At 57.4% G+C, this 17,696-nt stretch carries 23 protein-coding genes; 17 read left to right on the top strand and 6 right to left on the bottom strand.

The window, feature by feature from the left end:
• Positions 1-22 precede the first annotated feature (22 nt).
• On the bottom strand, positions 23-964 hold the full coding sequence (locus tag QMZ18_RS19590; protein WP_282608039.1) for a transcriptional regulator GcvA: 942 nt from the start codon (positions 962-964) through the stop codon (positions 23-25).
• A gap of 144 nt (positions 965-1,108) precedes the next feature.
• On the opposite strand from QMZ18_RS19590, the gene QMZ18_RS19595 reads away from it, so the two are divergent.
• Entirely contained in the window at positions 1,109-1,351 is a 243-nt protein-coding gene (locus QMZ18_RS19595; protein ID WP_282608040.1) for a DUF1127 domain-containing protein, read from the top strand.
• A gap of 269 nt (positions 1,352-1,620) precedes the next feature.
• Here the strand turns inward: QMZ18_RS19595 and QMZ18_RS19600 are convergent, their stop codons facing one another.
• Positions 1,621-2,388 carry an NAD kinase gene (locus QMZ18_RS19600; protein WP_282608041.1) on the bottom strand — a complete coding sequence of 256 codons (768 nt, stop codon included), beginning with the start codon at positions 2,386-2,388 and terminating at the stop codon, positions 1,621-1,623.
• A gap of 210 nt (positions 2,389-2,598) precedes the next feature.
• Between QMZ18_RS19600 and QMZ18_RS19605 the strand changes: the two genes are divergently transcribed.
• The 4 genes from QMZ18_RS19605 to QMZ18_RS19620 all read left to right on the top strand — a co-directional run bounded on the left by QMZ18_RS19605 (position 2,599) and on the right by QMZ18_RS19620 (position 4,823).
• Positions 2,599-3,087, top strand: a complete 489-nt coding sequence (locus QMZ18_RS19605; RefSeq protein WP_282608042.1) for a hypothetical protein — start codon at positions 2,599-2,601, stop codon at positions 3,085-3,087.
• Between the two features lie 49 nt (positions 3,088-3,136).
• Positions 3,137-3,418: a hypothetical protein gene (locus QMZ18_RS19610; protein ID WP_282608043.1), complete on the top strand. Its 282-nt coding sequence runs from the start codon at positions 3,137-3,139 to the stop codon at positions 3,416-3,418.
• A 17-nt stretch (positions 3,419-3,435) separates the two neighbouring features.
• Positions 3,436-4,566, top strand: a complete 1,131-nt coding sequence (locus QMZ18_RS19615; RefSeq protein ID WP_282608044.1) for a cupin domain-containing protein — start codon at positions 3,436-3,438, stop codon at positions 4,564-4,566.
• A gap of 122 nt (positions 4,567-4,688) precedes the next feature.
• Positions 4,689-4,823 (top strand): hypothetical protein, encoded by a 135-nt coding sequence (locus tag QMZ18_RS19620; protein WP_282608045.1) that lies wholly within the window; start codon positions 4,689-4,691, stop codon positions 4,821-4,823.
• Positions 4,824-4,851: 28 nt separating this feature from the next.
• On the opposite strand, the gene QMZ18_RS19625 is transcribed toward QMZ18_RS19620, so the two are convergent.
• The 3 genes from QMZ18_RS19625 to QMZ18_RS19635 form a co-directional block, all read right to left on the bottom strand.
• Positions 4,852-5,571: a PEP-CTERM sorting domain-containing protein gene (locus QMZ18_RS19625; RefSeq protein WP_282608046.1), complete on the bottom strand. Its 720-nt coding sequence runs from the start codon at positions 5,569-5,571 to the stop codon at positions 4,852-4,854.
• 381 nt (positions 5,572-5,952) lie between these two features.
• The gene (locus tag QMZ18_RS19630; RefSeq protein ID WP_282608047.1) at positions 5,953-7,317 is read right to left on the bottom strand and encodes a hypothetical protein; all 1,365 of its coding nucleotides are present in this window, start codon (positions 7,315-7,317) and stop codon (positions 5,953-5,955) included.
• A 2-nt stretch (positions 7,318-7,319) separates the two neighbouring features.
• Entirely contained in the window at positions 7,320-8,318 is a 999-nt protein-coding gene (locus QMZ18_RS19635) for a hypothetical protein (RefSeq protein ID WP_282608048.1), read from the bottom strand.
• A gap of 277 nt (positions 8,319-8,595) precedes the next feature.
• Between QMZ18_RS19635 and QMZ18_RS19640 the strand changes: the two genes are divergently transcribed.
• The 11 genes from QMZ18_RS19640 (at position 8,596) to QMZ18_RS19690 (ending at position 16,278) form a co-directional block, all read left to right on the top strand.
• Positions 8,596-9,087: an Lrp/AsnC family transcriptional regulator gene (locus tag QMZ18_RS19640; protein WP_282608049.1), complete on the top strand. Its 492-nt coding sequence runs from the start codon at positions 8,596-8,598 to the stop codon at positions 9,085-9,087.
• A gap of 161 nt (positions 9,088-9,248) precedes the next feature.
• On the top strand, positions 9,249-10,391 hold the full coding sequence (locus tag QMZ18_RS19645; RefSeq protein ID WP_282608050.1) for a glycine cleavage T C-terminal barrel domain-containing protein: 1,143 nt from the start codon (positions 9,249-9,251) through the stop codon (positions 10,389-10,391).
• Between the two features lie 152 nt (positions 10,392-10,543).
• Positions 10,544-11,380 carry a TauD/TfdA family dioxygenase gene (locus QMZ18_RS19650; RefSeq protein WP_282608051.1) on the top strand — a complete coding sequence of 279 codons (837 nt, stop codon included), beginning with the start codon at positions 10,544-10,546 and terminating at the stop codon, positions 11,378-11,380.
• Positions 11,381-11,699: 319 nt separating this feature from the next.
• Positions 11,700-12,869: a cupin domain-containing protein gene (locus tag QMZ18_RS19655; protein WP_282608052.1), complete on the top strand. Its 1,170-nt coding sequence runs from the start codon at positions 11,700-11,702 to the stop codon at positions 12,867-12,869.
• An 84-nt stretch (positions 12,870-12,953) separates the two neighbouring features.
• Positions 12,954-13,199, top strand: a complete 246-nt coding sequence (locus QMZ18_RS19660; RefSeq protein ID WP_282608053.1) for a hypothetical protein — start codon at positions 12,954-12,956, stop codon at positions 13,197-13,199.
• A gap of 275 nt (positions 13,200-13,474) precedes the next feature.
• On the top strand, positions 13,475-13,789 hold the full coding sequence (locus QMZ18_RS19665; protein WP_282608054.1) for a helix-turn-helix transcriptional regulator: 315 nt from the start codon (positions 13,475-13,477) through the stop codon (positions 13,787-13,789).
• Positions 13,786-14,145: an SRPBCC domain-containing protein gene (locus QMZ18_RS19670; RefSeq protein ID WP_282608055.1), complete on the top strand. Its 360-nt coding sequence runs from the start codon at positions 13,786-13,788 to the stop codon at positions 14,143-14,145. Before QMZ18_RS19665 ends, QMZ18_RS19670 begins: the two co-directional genes overlap by 4 nt.
• A gap of 48 nt (positions 14,146-14,193) precedes the next feature.
• Positions 14,194-14,814: an ATP-dependent Clp protease proteolytic subunit gene (locus QMZ18_RS19675; protein WP_282608056.1), complete on the top strand. Its 621-nt coding sequence runs from the start codon at positions 14,194-14,196 to the stop codon at positions 14,812-14,814.
• A 93-nt stretch (positions 14,815-14,907) separates the two neighbouring features.
• The gene (locus tag QMZ18_RS19680; protein ID WP_282608057.1) at positions 14,908-15,438 is read left to right on the top strand and encodes a class IV adenylate cyclase; all 531 of its coding nucleotides are present in this window, start codon (positions 14,908-14,910) and stop codon (positions 15,436-15,438) included.
• 203 nt (positions 15,439-15,641) lie between these two features.
• Positions 15,642-16,055 carry an ester cyclase gene (locus tag QMZ18_RS19685; RefSeq protein WP_282608058.1) on the top strand — a complete coding sequence of 138 codons (414 nt, stop codon included), beginning with the start codon at positions 15,642-15,644 and terminating at the stop codon, positions 16,053-16,055.
• Positions 16,056-16,104: 49 nt separating this feature from the next.
• Positions 16,105-16,278, top strand: coding sequence for a hypothetical protein (locus QMZ18_RS19690; protein WP_282608059.1), 174 nt, complete (start codon positions 16,105-16,107; stop codon positions 16,276-16,278).
• A gap of 133 nt (positions 16,279-16,411) precedes the next feature.
• Here QMZ18_RS19690 and QMZ18_RS19695 read toward each other — a convergent pair whose 3' ends face one another.
• Positions 16,412-16,642 carry a hypothetical protein gene (locus QMZ18_RS19695; protein ID WP_282608060.1) on the bottom strand — a complete coding sequence of 77 codons (231 nt, stop codon included), beginning with the start codon at positions 16,640-16,642 and terminating at the stop codon, positions 16,412-16,414.
• A 234-nt stretch (positions 16,643-16,876) separates the two neighbouring features.
• Here QMZ18_RS19695 and QMZ18_RS19700 point away from each other — a divergent pair, with 234 nt between their 5' ends.
• A complete protein-coding gene (locus QMZ18_RS19700) occupies positions 16,877-17,581 on the top strand; it encodes an ABC transporter substrate-binding protein (RefSeq protein WP_282608061.1) in 705 nt (234 codons plus the stop codon).
• Positions 17,582-17,696 lie beyond the last annotated feature (115 nt).

The raw sequence follows: 17,696 nt of genomic DNA on the forward strand, positions 1-17,696 counted from the left end.
GCAGTTCGTGACCTGGTGGCTGTCATTCGACCAGAGGGTTGATCGGGGTTTCAGGATAGGAAAAGGCCGCGACCTCTTCCTGGATCCAATCCCTGAAGGCGCAGATTTTCGGCTGCTCCGCCGTTTCCTTCGGACCGACCAGATAATAGCTGAATGGACCGGGTATCACTGGGCCAAAAGGGCAGACGAGGCGGCCAGCCGCGAGATCGTCACCGATCAGCGAAGTCCGGCCCAGAGCCACGCCGTGGCCTTCGATGGCTGCTTGGATCACCATGCTTGAATGACTGTAGGCCGGCCCGCGATCCGGGTCGACACAAGTGACTTCCGCCGCCCGTAGCCAGCCCTGCCAATCGTTTGCCGATGCGTCGGTGCGGGCCATATCGTCGTGCAGCAAAATATGGTGGCGCAGATCTGTCGGCTCGCATAAGGGATGTTCGCTTTCGACCAGCCGTGGACTGCAGACCGGAAAGATCCGGTCGCCCATCATCGGGTCGATGTGATGCCCCGGATAATTGCCCTTGCCGTAGCGGACCGCCAAATCGAAGTCATCCTGGTCGAAGTCGACGATCTGATCGTTTGCAGAGACCAGAACATCGATCGCGGGATTATGTTCGCTGAAACGCGGCAGGCGGGGCAGCAGCCACTTGGCGGCGAAGGACGGCAGGACACTGATTTTGAGATTTCCGGTCTTGTCCTGGCCGCGAATCCGCAGGGTCGCACGGCTCATCATATCCAACGCGTCCCGGAGTTCGGGGAAATATGCCTGTCCGGCATCGGTCAGCAGCAATCTGCGGTTCAAGCGTCGGAACAGCTGAATACCGAGATGTGCTTCCAAAGTTTTGATTTGGTGGCTGACCGCCGCCTGGGTGACGAAAAGCTCGTCTGCCGCCTTGGTAAAAGACAGGTGGCGGGCGGCGGCTTCGAAGGCCCGGAGCGCATTGAGAGGCGGAAGTTTACGAACCATAAATTCAGATAAATAAAACTAATCCGATGCATCAGATATCATCGTTTGAAAGAGGATGCAATTCGCAATAAATCATATGCATACAAGATGTACTGCGCGCCGGCCGGAAATAGGTCCTGCCGGGCATAGGATAGGAGAAGAGAGATGACGAATTTTTCAACACACACTCACGCAAGGCCTGTTGGTTTCGCAATCAGGACCCCGGCTGATGTCCTTCTGTCCCCAGTGCGCATCGTCATGTATCTCTTTAATGTTTTACTGCTTTGGCAAGATCGCGCAACCCAGCGCCACCATCTGGCGTCGCTCAGTGATCGACGCTTGCGGGATATGGGCCTGACGCCGACCGATGTTGGGAAAGAAGTCTCCAAACCCTTCTGGAGAGCCTGACGGAAGAACCGAAGTCACGAAACCGCAGCCAAGCTATTCACCACTGCGTTAAGCTTAAAAATTGTACCCTGACATTATCCAGGTTTGGGCAAGTCTACTTCAACTCCCTGCGAAGCCGGTCTTGCCCGCCTGCCTTTTGCGCTGCCGTTTTCACCGATGTCCCCCCATCGCCGGAAACGTGCAGCGTTCTTTTTGACCGGTAACGGTCACGGCAATCTGATTTTTTTCCTGCCCCTCAAAGACGCGCCAAATAGGGACTGACTGTTCCTCTAAACGATGAACTGTTCCTTCACGATCCGTTCCTCGAGACTGTGCTCGGGGTCGAACAGAAGATGAAGGTCCACGGTGGTGTCTTCGTAGACCGAGACTTCTTTGACATCCCGGATCTCGGTGTAGTCCGCAGTCGCACTGACCGGGCGCTTAACCGGATTGACGACTTCGAACGAAATTCTCGCAGTATTGGGAAGCAACGCACCGCGCCAGCGCCGGGGCCGAAACGCACTGATGGGCGTGACGGCAAGTAGGGCCGCGCGGATCGGCACGATTGGGCCATGGGCCGAGAGGTTATAGGCCGTGCTGCCGGCGGGCGTCGCGACGATGATTCCGTCGCAAATCAACTCTTCCATGCGCTCCACATCGTCGATCTTGATCTTAAGCTTGGCCGCTTGCCGGCTTTCGCGAAGCAGAGAAACTTCATTGATCGCCAGCGCGTTGTGGCATTGGCCTTCCATGGTTTGAGCCGTCATGCGCAAGGGATGGAGAGTCGCTTTTCGTGCGTTGTTGACCCGTTCGACCAGACCGTCTTCGTCATGCTGATTCATGAGAAAGCCCACGGTGCCCCGGTTCATGCCATAGATCGGCACGCCCCGCTCCAGATGGGCGTGCAGTGTTTCCAGCATGAAGCCGTCACCGCCCAGGGCTACAATAATGTCGGCTTCTTCCGGCGCAACATGGCTGTAGCGTTTTTTCAGGCGATCGAGCGCGGCGTCGGCTTTATCGGTACCGTTGGCCACAAAGGCGAGGCGGGGATCGGTCACAGGCACCCTCTTGTTTTTTTGCGCCCAAGCCGGTTGGTCGGCGGACGCAGTCCGAATTCTGTTCTCCGGCGGGCTTTTTCGGCGCCAACCGCAATTTCCGCTCTTGTGTCACGGCTGCTGTAACCGCAAGCAAGCTTGTCAAAGATCTGATGTGAATGCACTTTAGGTCATGACCTGACACAAGAACAATAAAGTCGAATGGGAGAGGATATGTTTCGGACCTGCGTGACGACGGGTTTTTTGATCGCTGTGATGCTTGCGGCGGCTGTGGGCAACGTCCTTCGGGCTGAAGACCGGCATTCCGGCTACTACTATCCTGAGCCCGGCAGCCGCGAAGTCTACGACGCTCGTGCGCAAACCCTGCCGGGGGTCGGACGCGCCCAGCGCATTGGTTTCGTTACCGGCATTACCAATGAAAAGCTGAAAAGTCCCTATCCGCCCGAGGCGGCGATCTTTGCCAAGGGCGAGCAGGCGGAGAAACTCATCATCGTGGCTTTGCAGGATGAGCGGATCGATACGCTGTTCCGCGCCCGTGCGATCTTCGCCAACTTGACCGCGTCGGCCCGCGTGCTGCCGGTTTTTCAGGAGTTCGGCGTCCAGGACTGGTTCACCTTTTTTGATTTGGCCAAGATGCTCGGTTTCAAGCAGATCACCATCTCCAACGGGCGCGAGTTCTCCCATCAAGTGATTATCAACTAGTGCCTCCTGTCCTTGATAAACGAGTCCCTGGAACGTCGGCGAGTCCGAAATGAGTGCGTCCGGCGCAGAGTCATTCCTTGATCGTCCCGTCGCGCGCCTGGCGGCTTTGGGCGTGGCGGGCGTGACCATTGCTTTGCTATTCTATATCAACCGGCAAGACTTCCTGCCGGGGTCCGCACCCGTTTCGCCCGCGGAGACCGCCTATCTGGCCTGTGTTTCGGAACGCCATGGCCAGGTCGACGCGATGATCGAGGATGGCGTTGTGACCGAAGCCCAGGCGGCCACATTCAAAGGGCGCGCCGAAGCGCTTTGCCGGGCAACGGCGCAATAGACCAAAGAGTTTCAACCATGACCGACACCTCTCTCTCCCAAACTGCGCCTGAAAGAATTACCGCAGCGGAAGTGGTCCTGCCCTGCACGGATCTGCCCGCCACCATGAAGTTCTTCAACGAGCGGCTGGGCTTCAGACTGGACGCCATCTTTCCGGCGGACGGTCCCGCGACGGCGGTGATCTCAGGTCATGGCCTGCGTATCCGGCTGTCACGCGATGCTTCGGAGATGGACCCCGGGCGGGTGAGCTTGCGCTGCGCCGATCCCAAGGCGGTGGCGGGCGGCGAGACCGAACTGACCGCGCCCAACGGCACTCGCATCGAACTGGTCGAGGCCGACCCGCCGCTGGCCCTGCCGCCAATCGACCAGTCCTTCGTGGTGACGAAGATGGGCGGCGACGCCGCCTGGGGCGTGGGGCGCGCGGGCATGCGCTACCGCGACCTGATTCCAAACCGCCAGGGCGGGCGCTTCATCGCCTCTCACATCGCGATCCCCGACGGCGGCCTGGTGCCCGACATGGTGCACTTCCACAAGGCCCGCTTTCAGATGATCTACTGCTACAAGGGCTGGGTGCACCTGCTCTATGAGGACCAGGGGCCGCAGTTCACCATGAAGGCGGGCGACTGCGTCCTCCAGCCCCCGGAGATCCGCCATCGGGTGCTGGAATGCTCGCCCGGCTTCGAGGTCATCGAAATCGGCTGCCCCGCCGACCACATGACCTGCATCGACCACGAGATGCCGCTGCCCAACGGCGCGGTGAACCCGGATCGGGTTTTTAACGGGCAGCGCTTTGTGCGGCATCAGGCAGATAAGGTGGAGTGGCAGCCGGGGCGATTGGAAGGCGTCGAGTTCCGCGATATCGGGATTGCTGCGGCGACCGACGGTTTGGCCAGCGCGCAGGTCTGGCGGTTAGGGGCGGGGGTGACTGCCGTGCCGGCGGTGAAGCATGCGGCGGAGTTCGTCTTCTACTTCGTGCTGGAGGGGGCGATGACCCTGCAGGCCGAAGGGCAGGGGGCGCAAGCCCTGAGCGCGGGGGATAGCTTCGTCGTTCCCGAGGGCATGGTCTTCGGGATGGAAGGCGCGTCGGCAGATCTGGAACTACTCGAGGTGGCGCTGCCGGCGGATTATGGGGTGGAGTTGAAGGAGTGAGGCCGGGCTTTATTTCAAGCACGTCCCAGCAACTTCCTTAACGCACAAATCGCGACCTGACCCCATCCACGGAACTTCCCGGTCACGAGAACCCGATCTATGTGGAGAAGTCACGCACGCTCATGGCCGAGCGCGATGCGGAGATCTTCGGAAAAGGTCGCGCCTTCGCCACGCGCACGGACCAGGGCTCGCTGCCGCCCTCAGCGAAGAATGTCGACGCGATGCTGGCGGAGCATGCCAAGGAGACCGAAGCGTAGCAGGGGCGCCGGGGCCTGTGCTTGAGCGCTATGCGAGTTGGCGTACGACCGCCCTGCGCCGGCGCGCGATGCCGAGGCCCGCGAGACCGAAACCGAAGAGCGCCAGCGTGGCTGGTTCAGGCACGGCGACGATGTCAGGAATGTCGACGAAATCCGGCACCGACGGATCAATTCTGACCTGCTGTAAGGTGAGTGTTGCGTTATCGTCCAGGTCGAACTGAATGTTGTTAAAGTGGATGTCGAGAAAGCCGAGGCCGGGGGCCAATCCCGCCTGTTCCTGACTGACGTCAAAACGCCAGGTCAGTATGCCGGCGTCAATCAGCGCAGCCCTATCAAAGATGTTGTCAGCGAATACAGAAACGTCGGGGGCGCCGCCATCGACGCCCGTGAACAGCAGGTCGCCATCCTCCCGTGGCCAAGTTACATCCGCATTGTTGCTCGTCGTCGCGAAGGTGAGCGTGATTTCCCACGGATTTTGCGGGGGCGGAAAGCCGGGGAAGGGCGGAGGGCCAAAACCAGGATCGCTCAACACGATGCGTGGGCCGAAAAGGATATCGATATCCACCGTGGCGGTGCCAGTAGCACTCAGTGGAATAACGCCTGCACCTCCAATGACGTCGATGCAGGTCGCGCTGCCGTCACAGGTAACGACGGAAACATCGTCGGGGGTGAGGGGCAGCGCATGCGTCGTTGAGGTACCGCATAACAGGAAGACACTGGTGAAGCCTAATGCAAATAACTGTTTCATAATATGAACCCTTCAATTATTTGCCTGTAGGCTATTGATGCCTGCCGGCGCCGTCATTCCTCGAAATTCGAATAGGGCTATACAGGATTTTTGCAAGGCTTTGCCGCAAGCGATGGGAGCCCGCGTGAATGAGCGGGACTATTCACGGGCAGAGCTTTGCTTCCGCGCTGCGGCCGCCATTGGAATGCGCAGGCGCCGATCAATGACCTCTTCTGATCGAAACAAGCACCGCAAGGAGCAAGAGTCCGCCGCCGTGTGTTAACGGGGTAGCTCACATGCGGTTATTGCGGGTTCTTGTATGTCCCCCGATACCTCCCTCGTTGCGATCAGCGGAGACCAGGACTGCGGCCTTTCAGCTGATCCATGCCACCGGAGCGTCGGTCATTGGAAGCAAGCGACACGATGTCTGCTGGACGCGTTTTCGCCCTCTGTGAAACCATTGTCTCTAACCGTCTGATACTTCCGGACGTACTGATCGACATATTGCGCCTCGGCGGTCCAGATGCCGAGATGTGCATCCTGCGAACGAAGTTCCGACAAGCGCCCGCGCGCTTCGCTCACAGCCGGAAGCCGCAACCCCCGTTCCCTGCAGTAGGTGCCCGCTTCATCCCAGGAAAGATTGGGACCCAGGACAATGGCCGTCGGTCCGGAAGGCTGGCTGCCCGAGCCCGATGGCGTTGCCTTCGCTTCACTGCTCGAAGGCGCCGCTTGTGCCTTTGGTCCGCGCGCCAGTTCCTCGATCTTGTCCAGCTCCAGGGTAGGGACGAAGGGCTGGTTGTTTCTGACGCGGGCCCTGATCCGTTCAAAGTCCTCGGCGGCGAGGGCAATGATTTTCTTGCCGCGCGAGTCGATTTCAGCGATTTCGTCCCGCTTGGCCGTGAGCGCAGACATCAAGCCATCGTCGTTGAGCCCGCTGCCGCCAATGGGCGTGAACTGGTCTTGCCATCCTTTGCAGCTCTGCCGGCGCTGCGCTTCAACGCGGGCGATGTGCTGTCGAACCGGGCCGTAGGGGTTTTCGTAACAGGCGCGGCCTGACAAAGAGCAGGTACAGAGCCGTTCTATCTTCCCATGCGCGGCCAAGACCTGCGAGCTGGGCTGCGTGGAAGCGTGCGCGCGCGCTGGATACTGTTGCGTGGAAGCCGGTCGGTCCGGGGCGTCCCCGGACAGGTTTGCCTGATCGGGCGTATCCAGAACGCTGTCGAATGTGACGATCTGCAACTCTTCCAGCTTCTTTGGCGTGGGCAGAGGCGCAGGCCAATCCCTGAAGTAGGCCTGGATGCAACCGTATCTCTCCAGGCAATAGTCGCGCACGGTGTTGTAGTCTTCCTGGCTGACCGGGGTTTGCGTTTCAAGAAACTTCAGCCGCGTCTCCAGGCACATATACTCGCTGCGGCATTCGATCGTGATGTTCAGATCTCTATCGACCTTCTTCGACAGGTCCAGCCGGCTTCCTTCCAATGGCCGTTCCGCATAGGCCTCCTGGACCGCGTCGTTGAGTTGTTCCTTGTCCTGGGCATCCAGGAACTTGTTACAAAAGGGGCTGTTCCGGTAGATCTTCTCCTTCAACCAGGACAGTGCGTCGGGCAGGCTGTCGACAAGGTAGCCGTGACATGCCGATCTGATCGTCTTGTCGAGATGCAGTTCGAGTCCCTCGATGTCCTGGGCCAGGGCCGGGCCGGGCATCAGGGCGCTGAAAACAAGGGCGCAGACGCTCAACCTCTTAACGAGGCATTCCAAACCGCTCATCATTAGCCCTCCGCCTTAGAAATCATTCTCAGGGTCGCGGTGTAGTAAGGCGAGTCGACACCTTTGGTTTCGACGATGTGGTTTAGAAAGCGATACAGCTTCGCCAAGCCGGCTTGAGTCTGCCCTGATTCGACCAGGGACCATCCCCAGTAGAAGTTTGTGTTCGGATCGATCGGCACAGGCAGCGCATCGAGTTTTTCGAACAGGGGCAGCGCCGATTTGAATGTACCCTTCTCGACCATATCGGCGATCTGTATCACCAGTTTGTCGCGCTGCACGGTGGCCGGGAGGTTTGGCGTGTTTGCTCTCTTCGCGCCATTTGCGAGTTGTGCGGTTGCCACTGCCTTATCGCGTTGTTTCTGTGCGACCCTGGCAATCAGCGCATCTGCTTCGCCACCGACCAGCAAGGTCTGGCTTGGCCGATCGACCATCGACATCTTCACCAGAGGTCTTCGTTCGCTTGGCTGGTGCGCATAGGCGAGCAACCGGTCGCGGCGGGCTAAATCCTTTACGGTGCCCTGCCGCGTCAGCCCGACGCAGTCCAGACAAAGAGTCCAGTCGCTCTCGAAACTGCCATCCGGTCCAAGCCTACGGTCGCTGGGCAGTTTGACCGTCACGAGGTTTATCGGGCCTCCTTCGTAGGCAAAGATTCTGGCCTCGGCATAAGCCGGCCAAGCATCGATAACATCCTGCGTGTGGTTCCGGGGTGCGAAGCGCATCTTCGTCAGGGGGAGACCGGATACCTCCTTAAAAACGAACGCGATATCGACGACATACAAAGCCCGCGGGTCCGGGGCTGATGCGTATCCAGACCACAGCTGTGCGGGTTCAGAGCCAAGGGCAAGAAATCGCGTGTATTGTTCGCCTGTTCGTGCGGCCGACACGCTGCTCAGTGGGCCATGAAGCTTTGTAAAGCTGGGGTTGTCTGGCCTAAAAACCTCATCGGCGGCACATCCACTCAAAAAGACGCCGACTCCAAGAATGATGATTCGTGTGAGCATAGCGTCCATTTGCGTACGCACTTTCTCTTCGTTGCAGTGAATTGTGGATGGGGGTTTTACGGGAAACAGTTGGGGGCTTTACAGGCAAACTAGTTGGTCTGAATTTCCGTAACCTTAACACGGTTAGGATTTTGTATAGTGTCAAGCTAGCCTCGAGACTCAATGGTGCATTTGGAGTGTGAATCTGCAGAGGAACTTCGTCGCCGTGGCGTAAGGCGTCGCTTCAGAGCTATTGTCGGGCGTTGTTTTGAGCCGTGACAACGAGAGACCTCTATAAATGAAGCCATTCAGCCTCGATGCGACCGACATTCGCATTCTCAGCGCGATCCAGAATCATGGTCAGCTCAGCAAAAGCAAACTTGCCGAGATAGTGAACCTGTCACCGACTCCTTGCTGGGTCCGGCTGGACAGGCTGAAGGCGGCCGGTTTCATACGAGGGTACCACGCCGACATCGCGCTGGGTCGCATCGGGGATTTCACGCAGGTCGTCGTGACCCTGTCGCTCACGCAGCATCGAAAATCCGATTTCGATCGCTTCGAGACCACTATCGGCAAGCTGGATGAAGTCACCGAATGCATCGCGACGGGTGGTGGCATGGACTATGTCCTGAAGGTTGTCACGCCAAACCTGGCAGCTTTTCAGTCCCTGATGGAGACCCTGCTGGCCGCCGAGTTGGGGATCGAGCGCTACATAACCTACATCGTGACCCGTGAGGTCAAATCCGCGCGACCGAATCTTGCGGGGCTGACCGCCAAGACCGGAAATTGACGGGACGCGACTGAAGAGTTTGTTAAGCACGCGACAAATAGTCCGTTCGGTCTTTCAGTGGCGCAATTTCAGTCCACTATCGCGCCGGAACCGAAGCTATAACCCCACCCGGTTTTCTGTAACCACGGCCGCTCGGCCGTTGGCGCAGCAGGGTGAATATCATGACGCAGTTAAACGACTTCGGCTTTGGGACGCAGATCCGCAAATCCCCCTTTTTCGACGCAACGCTCCGCTGGGGCGCTAAGGGCTTCTCGGTCTATAACCACATGTACATCCCGCGCGATTTCGGGGATCCGGAGCAGAATTTCTGGAACCTTGTGAACGATGCGATCCTGTGTGACGCGGCCGTGGAACGGCAGGTCGAGATCATCGGGCCGGATGCGGCCGCGTTCACGCAAATGCTGACCCCGCGCGATCTGTCGAAAATGGCCGTGGGTCAATGTAAATACGTGCTGATCGTCAATGCGGACGGCGGCATCCTGAACGACCCGATCCTGCTGCGCCTGGCGGAGAACCACTTCTGGATCTCCCTGGCAGACAGCGACATCCTGTTGTGGGCGCAGGGCGTGGCTGTTCATTCAGGGCTCGATGTCACCATCCGCGAACCCGACGTTTCGCCCTTGCAACTGCAGGGACCAAAATCCGGTAAAATGATGAAGGCGCTTTTTGGCGAGAGCATCATGGACCTGCGGTATTACTGGCTGCGCGAGGTGGAACTGGATGGCATCCCGCTTATCGTGTCGCGCACCGGATGGTCCAGCGAACTGGGCTACGAGCTCTACCTGCGGGACGGGACACGCGGCGATGAGCTGTGGGAAAAGATCATGGCGGCAGGGAAAGCCTTCGGTTTGAAGCCCGGCCATACCTCTACGATCCGCCGGATCGAGGGCGGAATGCTCTCCTATCACGCCGATGCCGATATTCATACAAACCCCTATGAGCTTGGTCTTGACCGGCTCGTAAACCTCGATATGGAAGCCGACTTCATCGGGAAGGCAGCCCTTCGCCGCATCAAAGAGGAGGGCGTGCGCAGCAAACAGGTGGGGCTGGTCATCGAGGGCGCCCCGCTGAAGGGCCCAAACACCAGGTTCTGGGCCATCATCAAAGAGGGCGCCGCCGTCGGCAAGGTCACCTCGGCCGTCTATTCGCCCCGGCTGGAGCAGAACATTGCCTTGGCCATGCTGTCGGTCGATTTCGCGGGCTTCGGCACGGAGGTTGAGGTCGATACCGGCTCCGGAACTGCCCGCGCCACCGTCGTCGTGCGTCCCTTCTACGACCCCAAGAAAAAGCTCGCCGCTGCTTGAGTGTCCGAGCCAACAACCCGAGACGAACGCGTCGTGGCGGGGACCCTGGCTGCGCCACGCAAACCCGGGCTTCAGTCTAGCTAATAAATCGCAGTTGCCGTCTATCGCTCCTCCGGTAAACTCCCAGGCGCAACAGCACAGGGAGGTGTGAGATGGAAATTCGGCCTTTAACCGGCGGGCTCGGCGCTGAGATTCTCGGCGCGGATATCCGGCGCGCCCAGGATTTCGATGCGATCTTCGAGGCCTTTGTGAATTACTCCGTTGTTGTGCTGCGCGGGCAGGACTGCACACCTGAGGATCATCTGGCCTTTGCGCGGCGGTTCGGACCGATCAACGTCAACCGCTTCTTTCAGCCGGTCGAGGGTTATCCGGAAATCGCTACGGTTCTGAAGGAGAAGGATCAGAAGCAGGCCATCGGCGAGGGCTGGCACACCGATCATTCCTATGACGAGATGCCCGCCATGGGCTCGATCCTGCATGCGATCGAGGTGCCGCCTATCGGTGGGGACACACTCTTAGTCTCCATGGCGGCGGCTTATGAGGCGCTCTCGCCGGCCTTGCGGATCTTTCTTGATGGGCTGACGGCGGTCCACTCCTCGCGCCACACCTTTGGCGCCTCGGTGCAGGATAGCGAAGCTTCGGTCAGCGGGCGGCTTGGCAACGCGCTGGCGGCGACGCAGGACGCGCGGCATCCTGTCGTCATCACCCATCCGCTGAGCGGCCGCCGCGGGCTCTATGTGAACCCGGTCTTCACGACCCATATTGAGGAGTTGTACCCCGATGAGTCTGATGCGATCCTCGCGATGCTCTACGCCCATTGCAAGCAGCCGGAGTTCCACTGCCGCCTGCGCTGGCAGGCCCGGGACATCGCCATCTGGGACAACCGCGCGACCTGGCATAAAGCCATCAACGACTACCACAGCCATCGCCGCCTGATGCACCGGGTGACCGTCGCGGGTGTGGCGCTGGCCGCGGCACAGGCGGCGTGAGGCTCCGTGCTGACGATGCTCTTCTATTGATGCATCTGTATTCAGAGTCAGGTCATATTTTGTGCTTTTGTTCAGAACTTAGGTGCGTACAAATTTAGCCGTGACCCCACTACCACCCATTCGCATCAGGCCCTAAACCTGCCGCCGCCTGTACCAGAAACTCTCATCAGAAATGGCACTGGACTTGGGGGCTGATGAATATCGCGTTTAACTGTATTCTCAGGCCCTGCCTTCGAAAGAATGGGATCAGTTAAACGCAACAGGCTATAGACACGCCCACGCCCTAACGAGCGCAAGCTTCTCAACATCGGATCCTGTGATGTCCTCTTCTCTTGGCACTCTTGCTACTCTCGACGCTCTGCCGACGATTGTAGATTTCTATGCGCACTACTGGAACAAACGCCCGTTTCTTGTGCGGGGCGCCATCGATCAGGCCGTGATGGAGGGGCTGATCACGCCGGATGAGCTTGCGGGGCTGTCCATGGAAGAGACTGCGCGGGCGCGCATGGTCTCGCGGGACGACTGGACCTGCCGATTTGGGCCCTTCACCGAAGAAGATTTCAACACCGCCGGAAAGCCGTCCTGGAGCCTGCTGGTCCAGGACGTCGAACAGTTCCACCCGGACACCGCCACCTTGTTGCGCGCGTTCAAATTTGCGCCCCGCTGGCTGATGGACGACGTCATGGTCAGCTTCTCCACCAAGGGCGGCACCATCGGCGGTCACGTCGACAGCTATCACGTCTTTCTTGTCCAGGGCCAAGGCGCGCGCCGCTGGACCATTGGCCGTGAAGCCGTCATGGATGAAGTCTACATTGACGGTCTCGACCTCAAAATCCTGAAAGACCCCATTGATGGTCATAGCGTTGAGGTTACCTCTGGCGACGTCCTGTACATCCCTCCGCATTTCGCGCACGAAGGCACCACGCTTGAAGATGCCTTGACCTTTTCCGTTGGTTTCCTCGGGCCTAAATTGTCCGAACTTTATGGCGCCTATGGTCAGTACCTCGCTGAACAGGAAGGGCTCGATCACCGCTACGAAGGCGAGGGCTTAAGCGCAGACAGCGCGGGCTTTTCCCTCTCTGCCGATGCCGTTGAGACGCTTCGCGATCATCTCAACCGTGCGCTGGGCACGCCTGCATTTTCCGAGTGGCTGGCGGCCTTTTTCACCGGCTCAAGCAATGAAGACATTGACGAGGACAGCGAACGCGACGACACGCTTAGTCTGGCGGCCTTCACGGAAGCCTTGCAGGCAGGGGCCGGTCTGATCAAACCCGTCTACGTGAAATTCGCGCTCATCCCGTCGCCCAAGGGGACCTACAGCCTTGGCATCAATCGTCAAACCTTTGACATCAACGATGACGCCATGGCCGTTATCCTAACCCTGATGAAAGAAGATGCCGTCACCACAGATGACACGCCCGCGCTGCTCGATCACCTCGATCTTTTGCTCACGCTCTATAACCACCAGGCGCTGGAATTTTTCAACTAGAGTAGATAGGGTTTAGTGCAGGTCGCGTTTGATTGCATTCTCTGGCCCAGCCTTCGAATAGGTGAGTTCAATATGAGGTGAATGATGGGATACTTCAGACGGCCGAAAACCCAGAATGAGCGGAAAGGCGATCAGGCGCTGCTGCACAATACCGACCACGTGGATGTACCGATTAAAGGCCGGGCGCGTTCAATCGCGAAGGTTGAGGCTGCACCGCCCACGGAGCGCAGCGATATCGTGCCGTCATCGCGCAACGATAGATCACGCGGCAAACCGAGCCACAGCCCTGCGCGAAAAGCCCGGGACAAGAGGCGCGGAAACATCTTTTGAACTGACTGCTTCGTAAATTTGATCAGCGTCAGGTCACGCTAAGCCGCCGCGCGCACCGTCCTTCTCCAATTTTAGCATAGGGCTATCCAATTATTTGGACCCGTTGAAGGAGGACGCATCGGACTCTTCTTAAATCGTTGGAGGTCACGTTACCAAAGGACTGTGCTTTAGAGATGACGTCTTAGGAGGGTCTCCGGTAAAGCATCACCGCCCAGCTGCAGACACGGTAAAAAAAAGAATTTGAGAATCATATAAGTGTGTGCTTATGTGTTGTTGTGATCGAGAATGACATATTCAGGGCTCTTGCCGATCCCACACGCCGGACGATCTTCGAGAAGTTGGCGGGCGGCGGCATGAACGCCAGCAAGTTGCGCGAAGGTATGGAGATCAGCCAACCGGCTATGTCTCAGCACCTATCGGTGCTGCGCAACGCAAGACTGGTGCGGGAAGAACGGCAGGGACGCTTCGTGAACTATGAAGTTGATCCTGAGGGTCTGGCGCTCATAGCCCAATGGCTTGCCAAGTATCGCGCCTATTGGCCCGAACGGGTCGACGCTCTGAAGATTATGCTGAAGGACATGGACCAATGAACGAACTGGAGACCAAAGAGCAGACGAAGGATTTGGTGTTTGAATTCGAGCTCGACGCGCCACCCAAAAAGGTATGGCGGGCGATCAGCCTTCCAGAGTTTCGCGACATATGGTTGCCAAAGGGTGATTTGGCCGACGCGGCGCCGATTTCTTCCGCACCGGACGAGGAAGTCAGCTACAGAATGAAAGACAACGAGCCGCCTTTCCTAGAAAGCGAGGTCACATTTCAGGTTCGACCCGACGGTGACGGCGGCACGATCCTCAGAGTCATTCATGTTCTGCTGGACGAACAAGTGACGCAGCAGCCCCTCAAGGCGGCGAACAATAACCGGCCTGTCATGATGCACGCGGCCTGACGCTTCCCCCGATTAACAAAAGAAATTCCGGAATAGAGGAGTTCGCCGATGCGCGAAGCGATGCAACTCGTCCCTATGGTGGTTGAACAATCAAGCCGGGGAGAACGGTCCTTCGACATCTATTCAAGACTCCTGCGCGAGCGGATCGTCTTCCTCAACGGTGAGGTCAACGACACGGTCTCCGCATTGGTTTGTGCGCAGTTGCTCTTTCTGGAGGCCGAGAATCCGAAGAAGCCAATTCAGTTCTACATCAACTCGCCAGGTGGCGTGATTACCAGCGGTCTCGCCATGTACGACACCATGCAGTACATCAAAGCGCCGGTACAGACGCTCTGCATGGGAACGGCGCGCTCCATGGGGTCGTTCCTTTTGATGGCGGGGGAGGCGGGTGAACGGGCGGCGCTGCCCAATGCGAGCCTGCACGTCCATCAACCGCTGGGTGGCTTTCAGGGACAGGCATCGGACATTCTCATCCATGCTGAGGAGATACAGCAATCCAAACGCCGCATCACCAGACTCTATGCCGAGCATTGCGGGCGCAGCTATGAGGACGTCGAACGCACGCTCGACCGAGACCGCTTCATGACAGCGGAGGAAGCGGTGGAATGGGGACTGATCGATCGCATTCTAAAGGTGCGGGAAGTCCAGGACGCGCAGGAGAAGCCGTAGAACCCTTACCAGAACCGCCTCGTTGCAAGTCGTTGTCTCTCAAGTCTAGGTTCAAAGAAACGCAACCCTATTTGACAGGTGACGACGACACCGATGGCAAGAAACGTAGAAGTAAAAGCGCGCGTGCGTGATTTCGGCAAAGTGCGGCAGCGGGCGGCAGAGCTGTCTGGCGGATTGCCGGAAATCATAGAGCAAGAAGATGTGTTCTTTCAGACGAGGCAAGGGCGATTGAAACTGAGGCGGCTGGCACAGAATGTCGGCGAACTTATTTTTTATAACAGGCCCGATGTTTCCGGCCCAAAAACAAGCACATATTCGATCAGCCATACAGATGACCCTGCGCAGTTAAGGACCGTATTGGCGGATGCGTTGGGTGAAACGGTGCATGTGAAGAAAGTTCGAGAATTGTATCTCGTGGGACCGGCCCGCATTCATCTCGACGTGGTTGAGGGGCTGGGTGAGTTTTTGGAGTTGGAAGTCATTTTGGGCGCGGGGGAATCTGAACAATTTGGCGAAACCATTGCTCTTGATCTGATGAAAAAACTGGGCATCGACGAGTCCGAGCTTGTCGAAGGCGCGTACGCCGACCTCCTTTCAAAGACCGCGGCACCTGTTGCGCCATAAATTGCGCAAGGTCCAGCGTTGTTGATTGTTGATTTTGCAGTGAACCGCCGGGAATTCCCGCAATCTCGCAAATGCAGCAGTAAAGTTACTGCAGGCTGATAAAGGAAATTACTGCATCCGTGCGATACCACGCGGTAGGCTTGCGTGATTAGCCTGTAACCCTGTTGGCCAATTCCGGCTACCACCACATGGGGGATTTATCAATGACGCAAGAACAAACGGCGCGCGACTTCTTTGAGGCCTGCGAGACGGGCAAGGGTTGGGACGTGTGTCACAGCTGGTGTCACGACGGCGCGACCTTCTCCTGCCAGGCGGATGCTCTGGCCGATACGACCACCCTGGCGGCCTATGCCGACTGGATGAAGGGTCTGTTGGGGCCAATTCCGGATGGCCGCTACGAACTCAAGGCCTTTGCTTCGGACGTTGAACGGGGAAGTGTTGTTGCCGCGGCCGTATTTCACGGGACACAAACCGGCGAAGGCGGTCCGGTCGCACCGACGGGTAAATCCGTGGCATCAGAGTACGCTTATGTCATGGTGTTTGATGGTGGCAAGATCAGTCACATGACCAAGATCTGGAACGACGTCCAAGCACTGCGCGCACTTGGCTGGGGCTAGTGCGTTGGCGCATATTGGTCTTGGGTTCTAGTTTCAAAACTTGGGCTCCGTGGGCGACAATCTCGTTGTCGCCTTCGGATTTGACTATGCCGAGATCGGCTTTCTGATTGTCCTGTTCAACGCAGGCTATGTCGTGTACCTCGCCTTCGGTCCCAAGATGCTGGTCGCTATGGGTGCTTCGGTGTTGGGCACCGGCCCGATGATTCCCTGGTTTTTGGGATGATTTGTTGGCAAGCGTGGTGCCCGCTGCACTCGCTTTCCGACACGTCAAGCCACGCTTTGCGGGAACGAATGGAAAGGGAGACTGGGAACGTATGCTCGAAAAGCCATCGTGACCAAACATAGTGTGGGCAGGGTTACTTCCGGTCCTTCGACCGCTCATGTTCGTTGAAGAATTCCAAGGCTTCACATTGAGCTGCAAATTCAGCTGCGATCTGTCCCCAGTCGTCTTTCATTCCGACGTCTGCGCCGGCATCTACAAAAAGCGTAACAGTAACGGGATTTTCGTTAACCCTCATCGCTCGGTGAAACGGTAATACGCCATCGTTATCGCGCGCGTTTTCGCCAGCGCCAACATCAAACAACACCGCGCCCTTCCGGTGAGGCGCTCTGGTCAAGCGAATGGATTGGCTGCTAGTCTGTGGAAGCAGCAACTCGTCAGGCCGCGTGAGTTCGCAGAGTAGTGTCCAGAATCTTTGAACCTGTCATCGAGGTAGAGAATCGAGATGCCACTATCGAGTCGATACGTTGGAATTGGAGCACTGTTAAAAAGACTAACGCTGTGCATCTGCTTTGTTTATGCAGTCTGCGGATCGCGGGACGTGCTAGCCGAGGATAAATTCGACACGATTTATTTTGCCGAGGAGGCGAACTGGCCACCGTACACGCCGAATGCCTATGGCATTGCAGAAGAAGGATTGTCGCTTGAGTTGATGGAAGCGATTTTCTCTCAATTGAACTTAGAAGTTGAGGTGGAATTAGTGCCGCAGAGGCGCATGTTGCAATATATGCGGCTTGGAACAAAAGATGCTGTCACAGTGATAACCAAAAGCCCAGAAAGACTGAGGTATCTTGAGTATACTGATCCTATTATTTCGACAGATAGAGGTTTGATTTACTATCTGTCTGATCGAAAAGAACCATTCGAGTGGCGGAGGTACAGAGACCTCCAAGGTCTAAGGATAGGTGCAGTTTCTGGCCACAACTACGGTGTTGAATTTAATCAAGCCGTTGAGGAGTTTGATCTTGATATGGTTGAGGTGGGTCGTGTGGTGCAAAATTTCGATATGCTATTAGCAGGGCGAATAGATATTTTTCTGGCGGCAGAAAGCACGGCAAACGAGTTTCTAAGTAATACGAAGTACAATGGAAAAATTACGTCTGCAAAAAAGCCGACACGAGAAATCAGCTTCCATATCGCCTTCTCAAAAAAATCGCGTGCGAAAGTGTTAATACCTCGCGTGAATGGCGTGATCCAGAAGATGCGTGCTGATGGATCGCTGCAGGCCATCGTCGATAAGTATTAACGCTGTTTCTCTGCAGCCACGAGATTGGTGCAGATGTAAACTTCCAAGCAACGTCGTAACTCAGAAAGTGAACCTGCAGATATCCCTGTCGGTATCAGTGAGAAAGCATCCAGCC

This window comes from Pelagibius sp. Alg239-R121, assembly GCF_947331435.1.
Classification (GTDB): Bacteria; Pseudomonadota; Alphaproteobacteria; order Kiloniellales; family Kiloniellaceae; genus Denitrobaculum.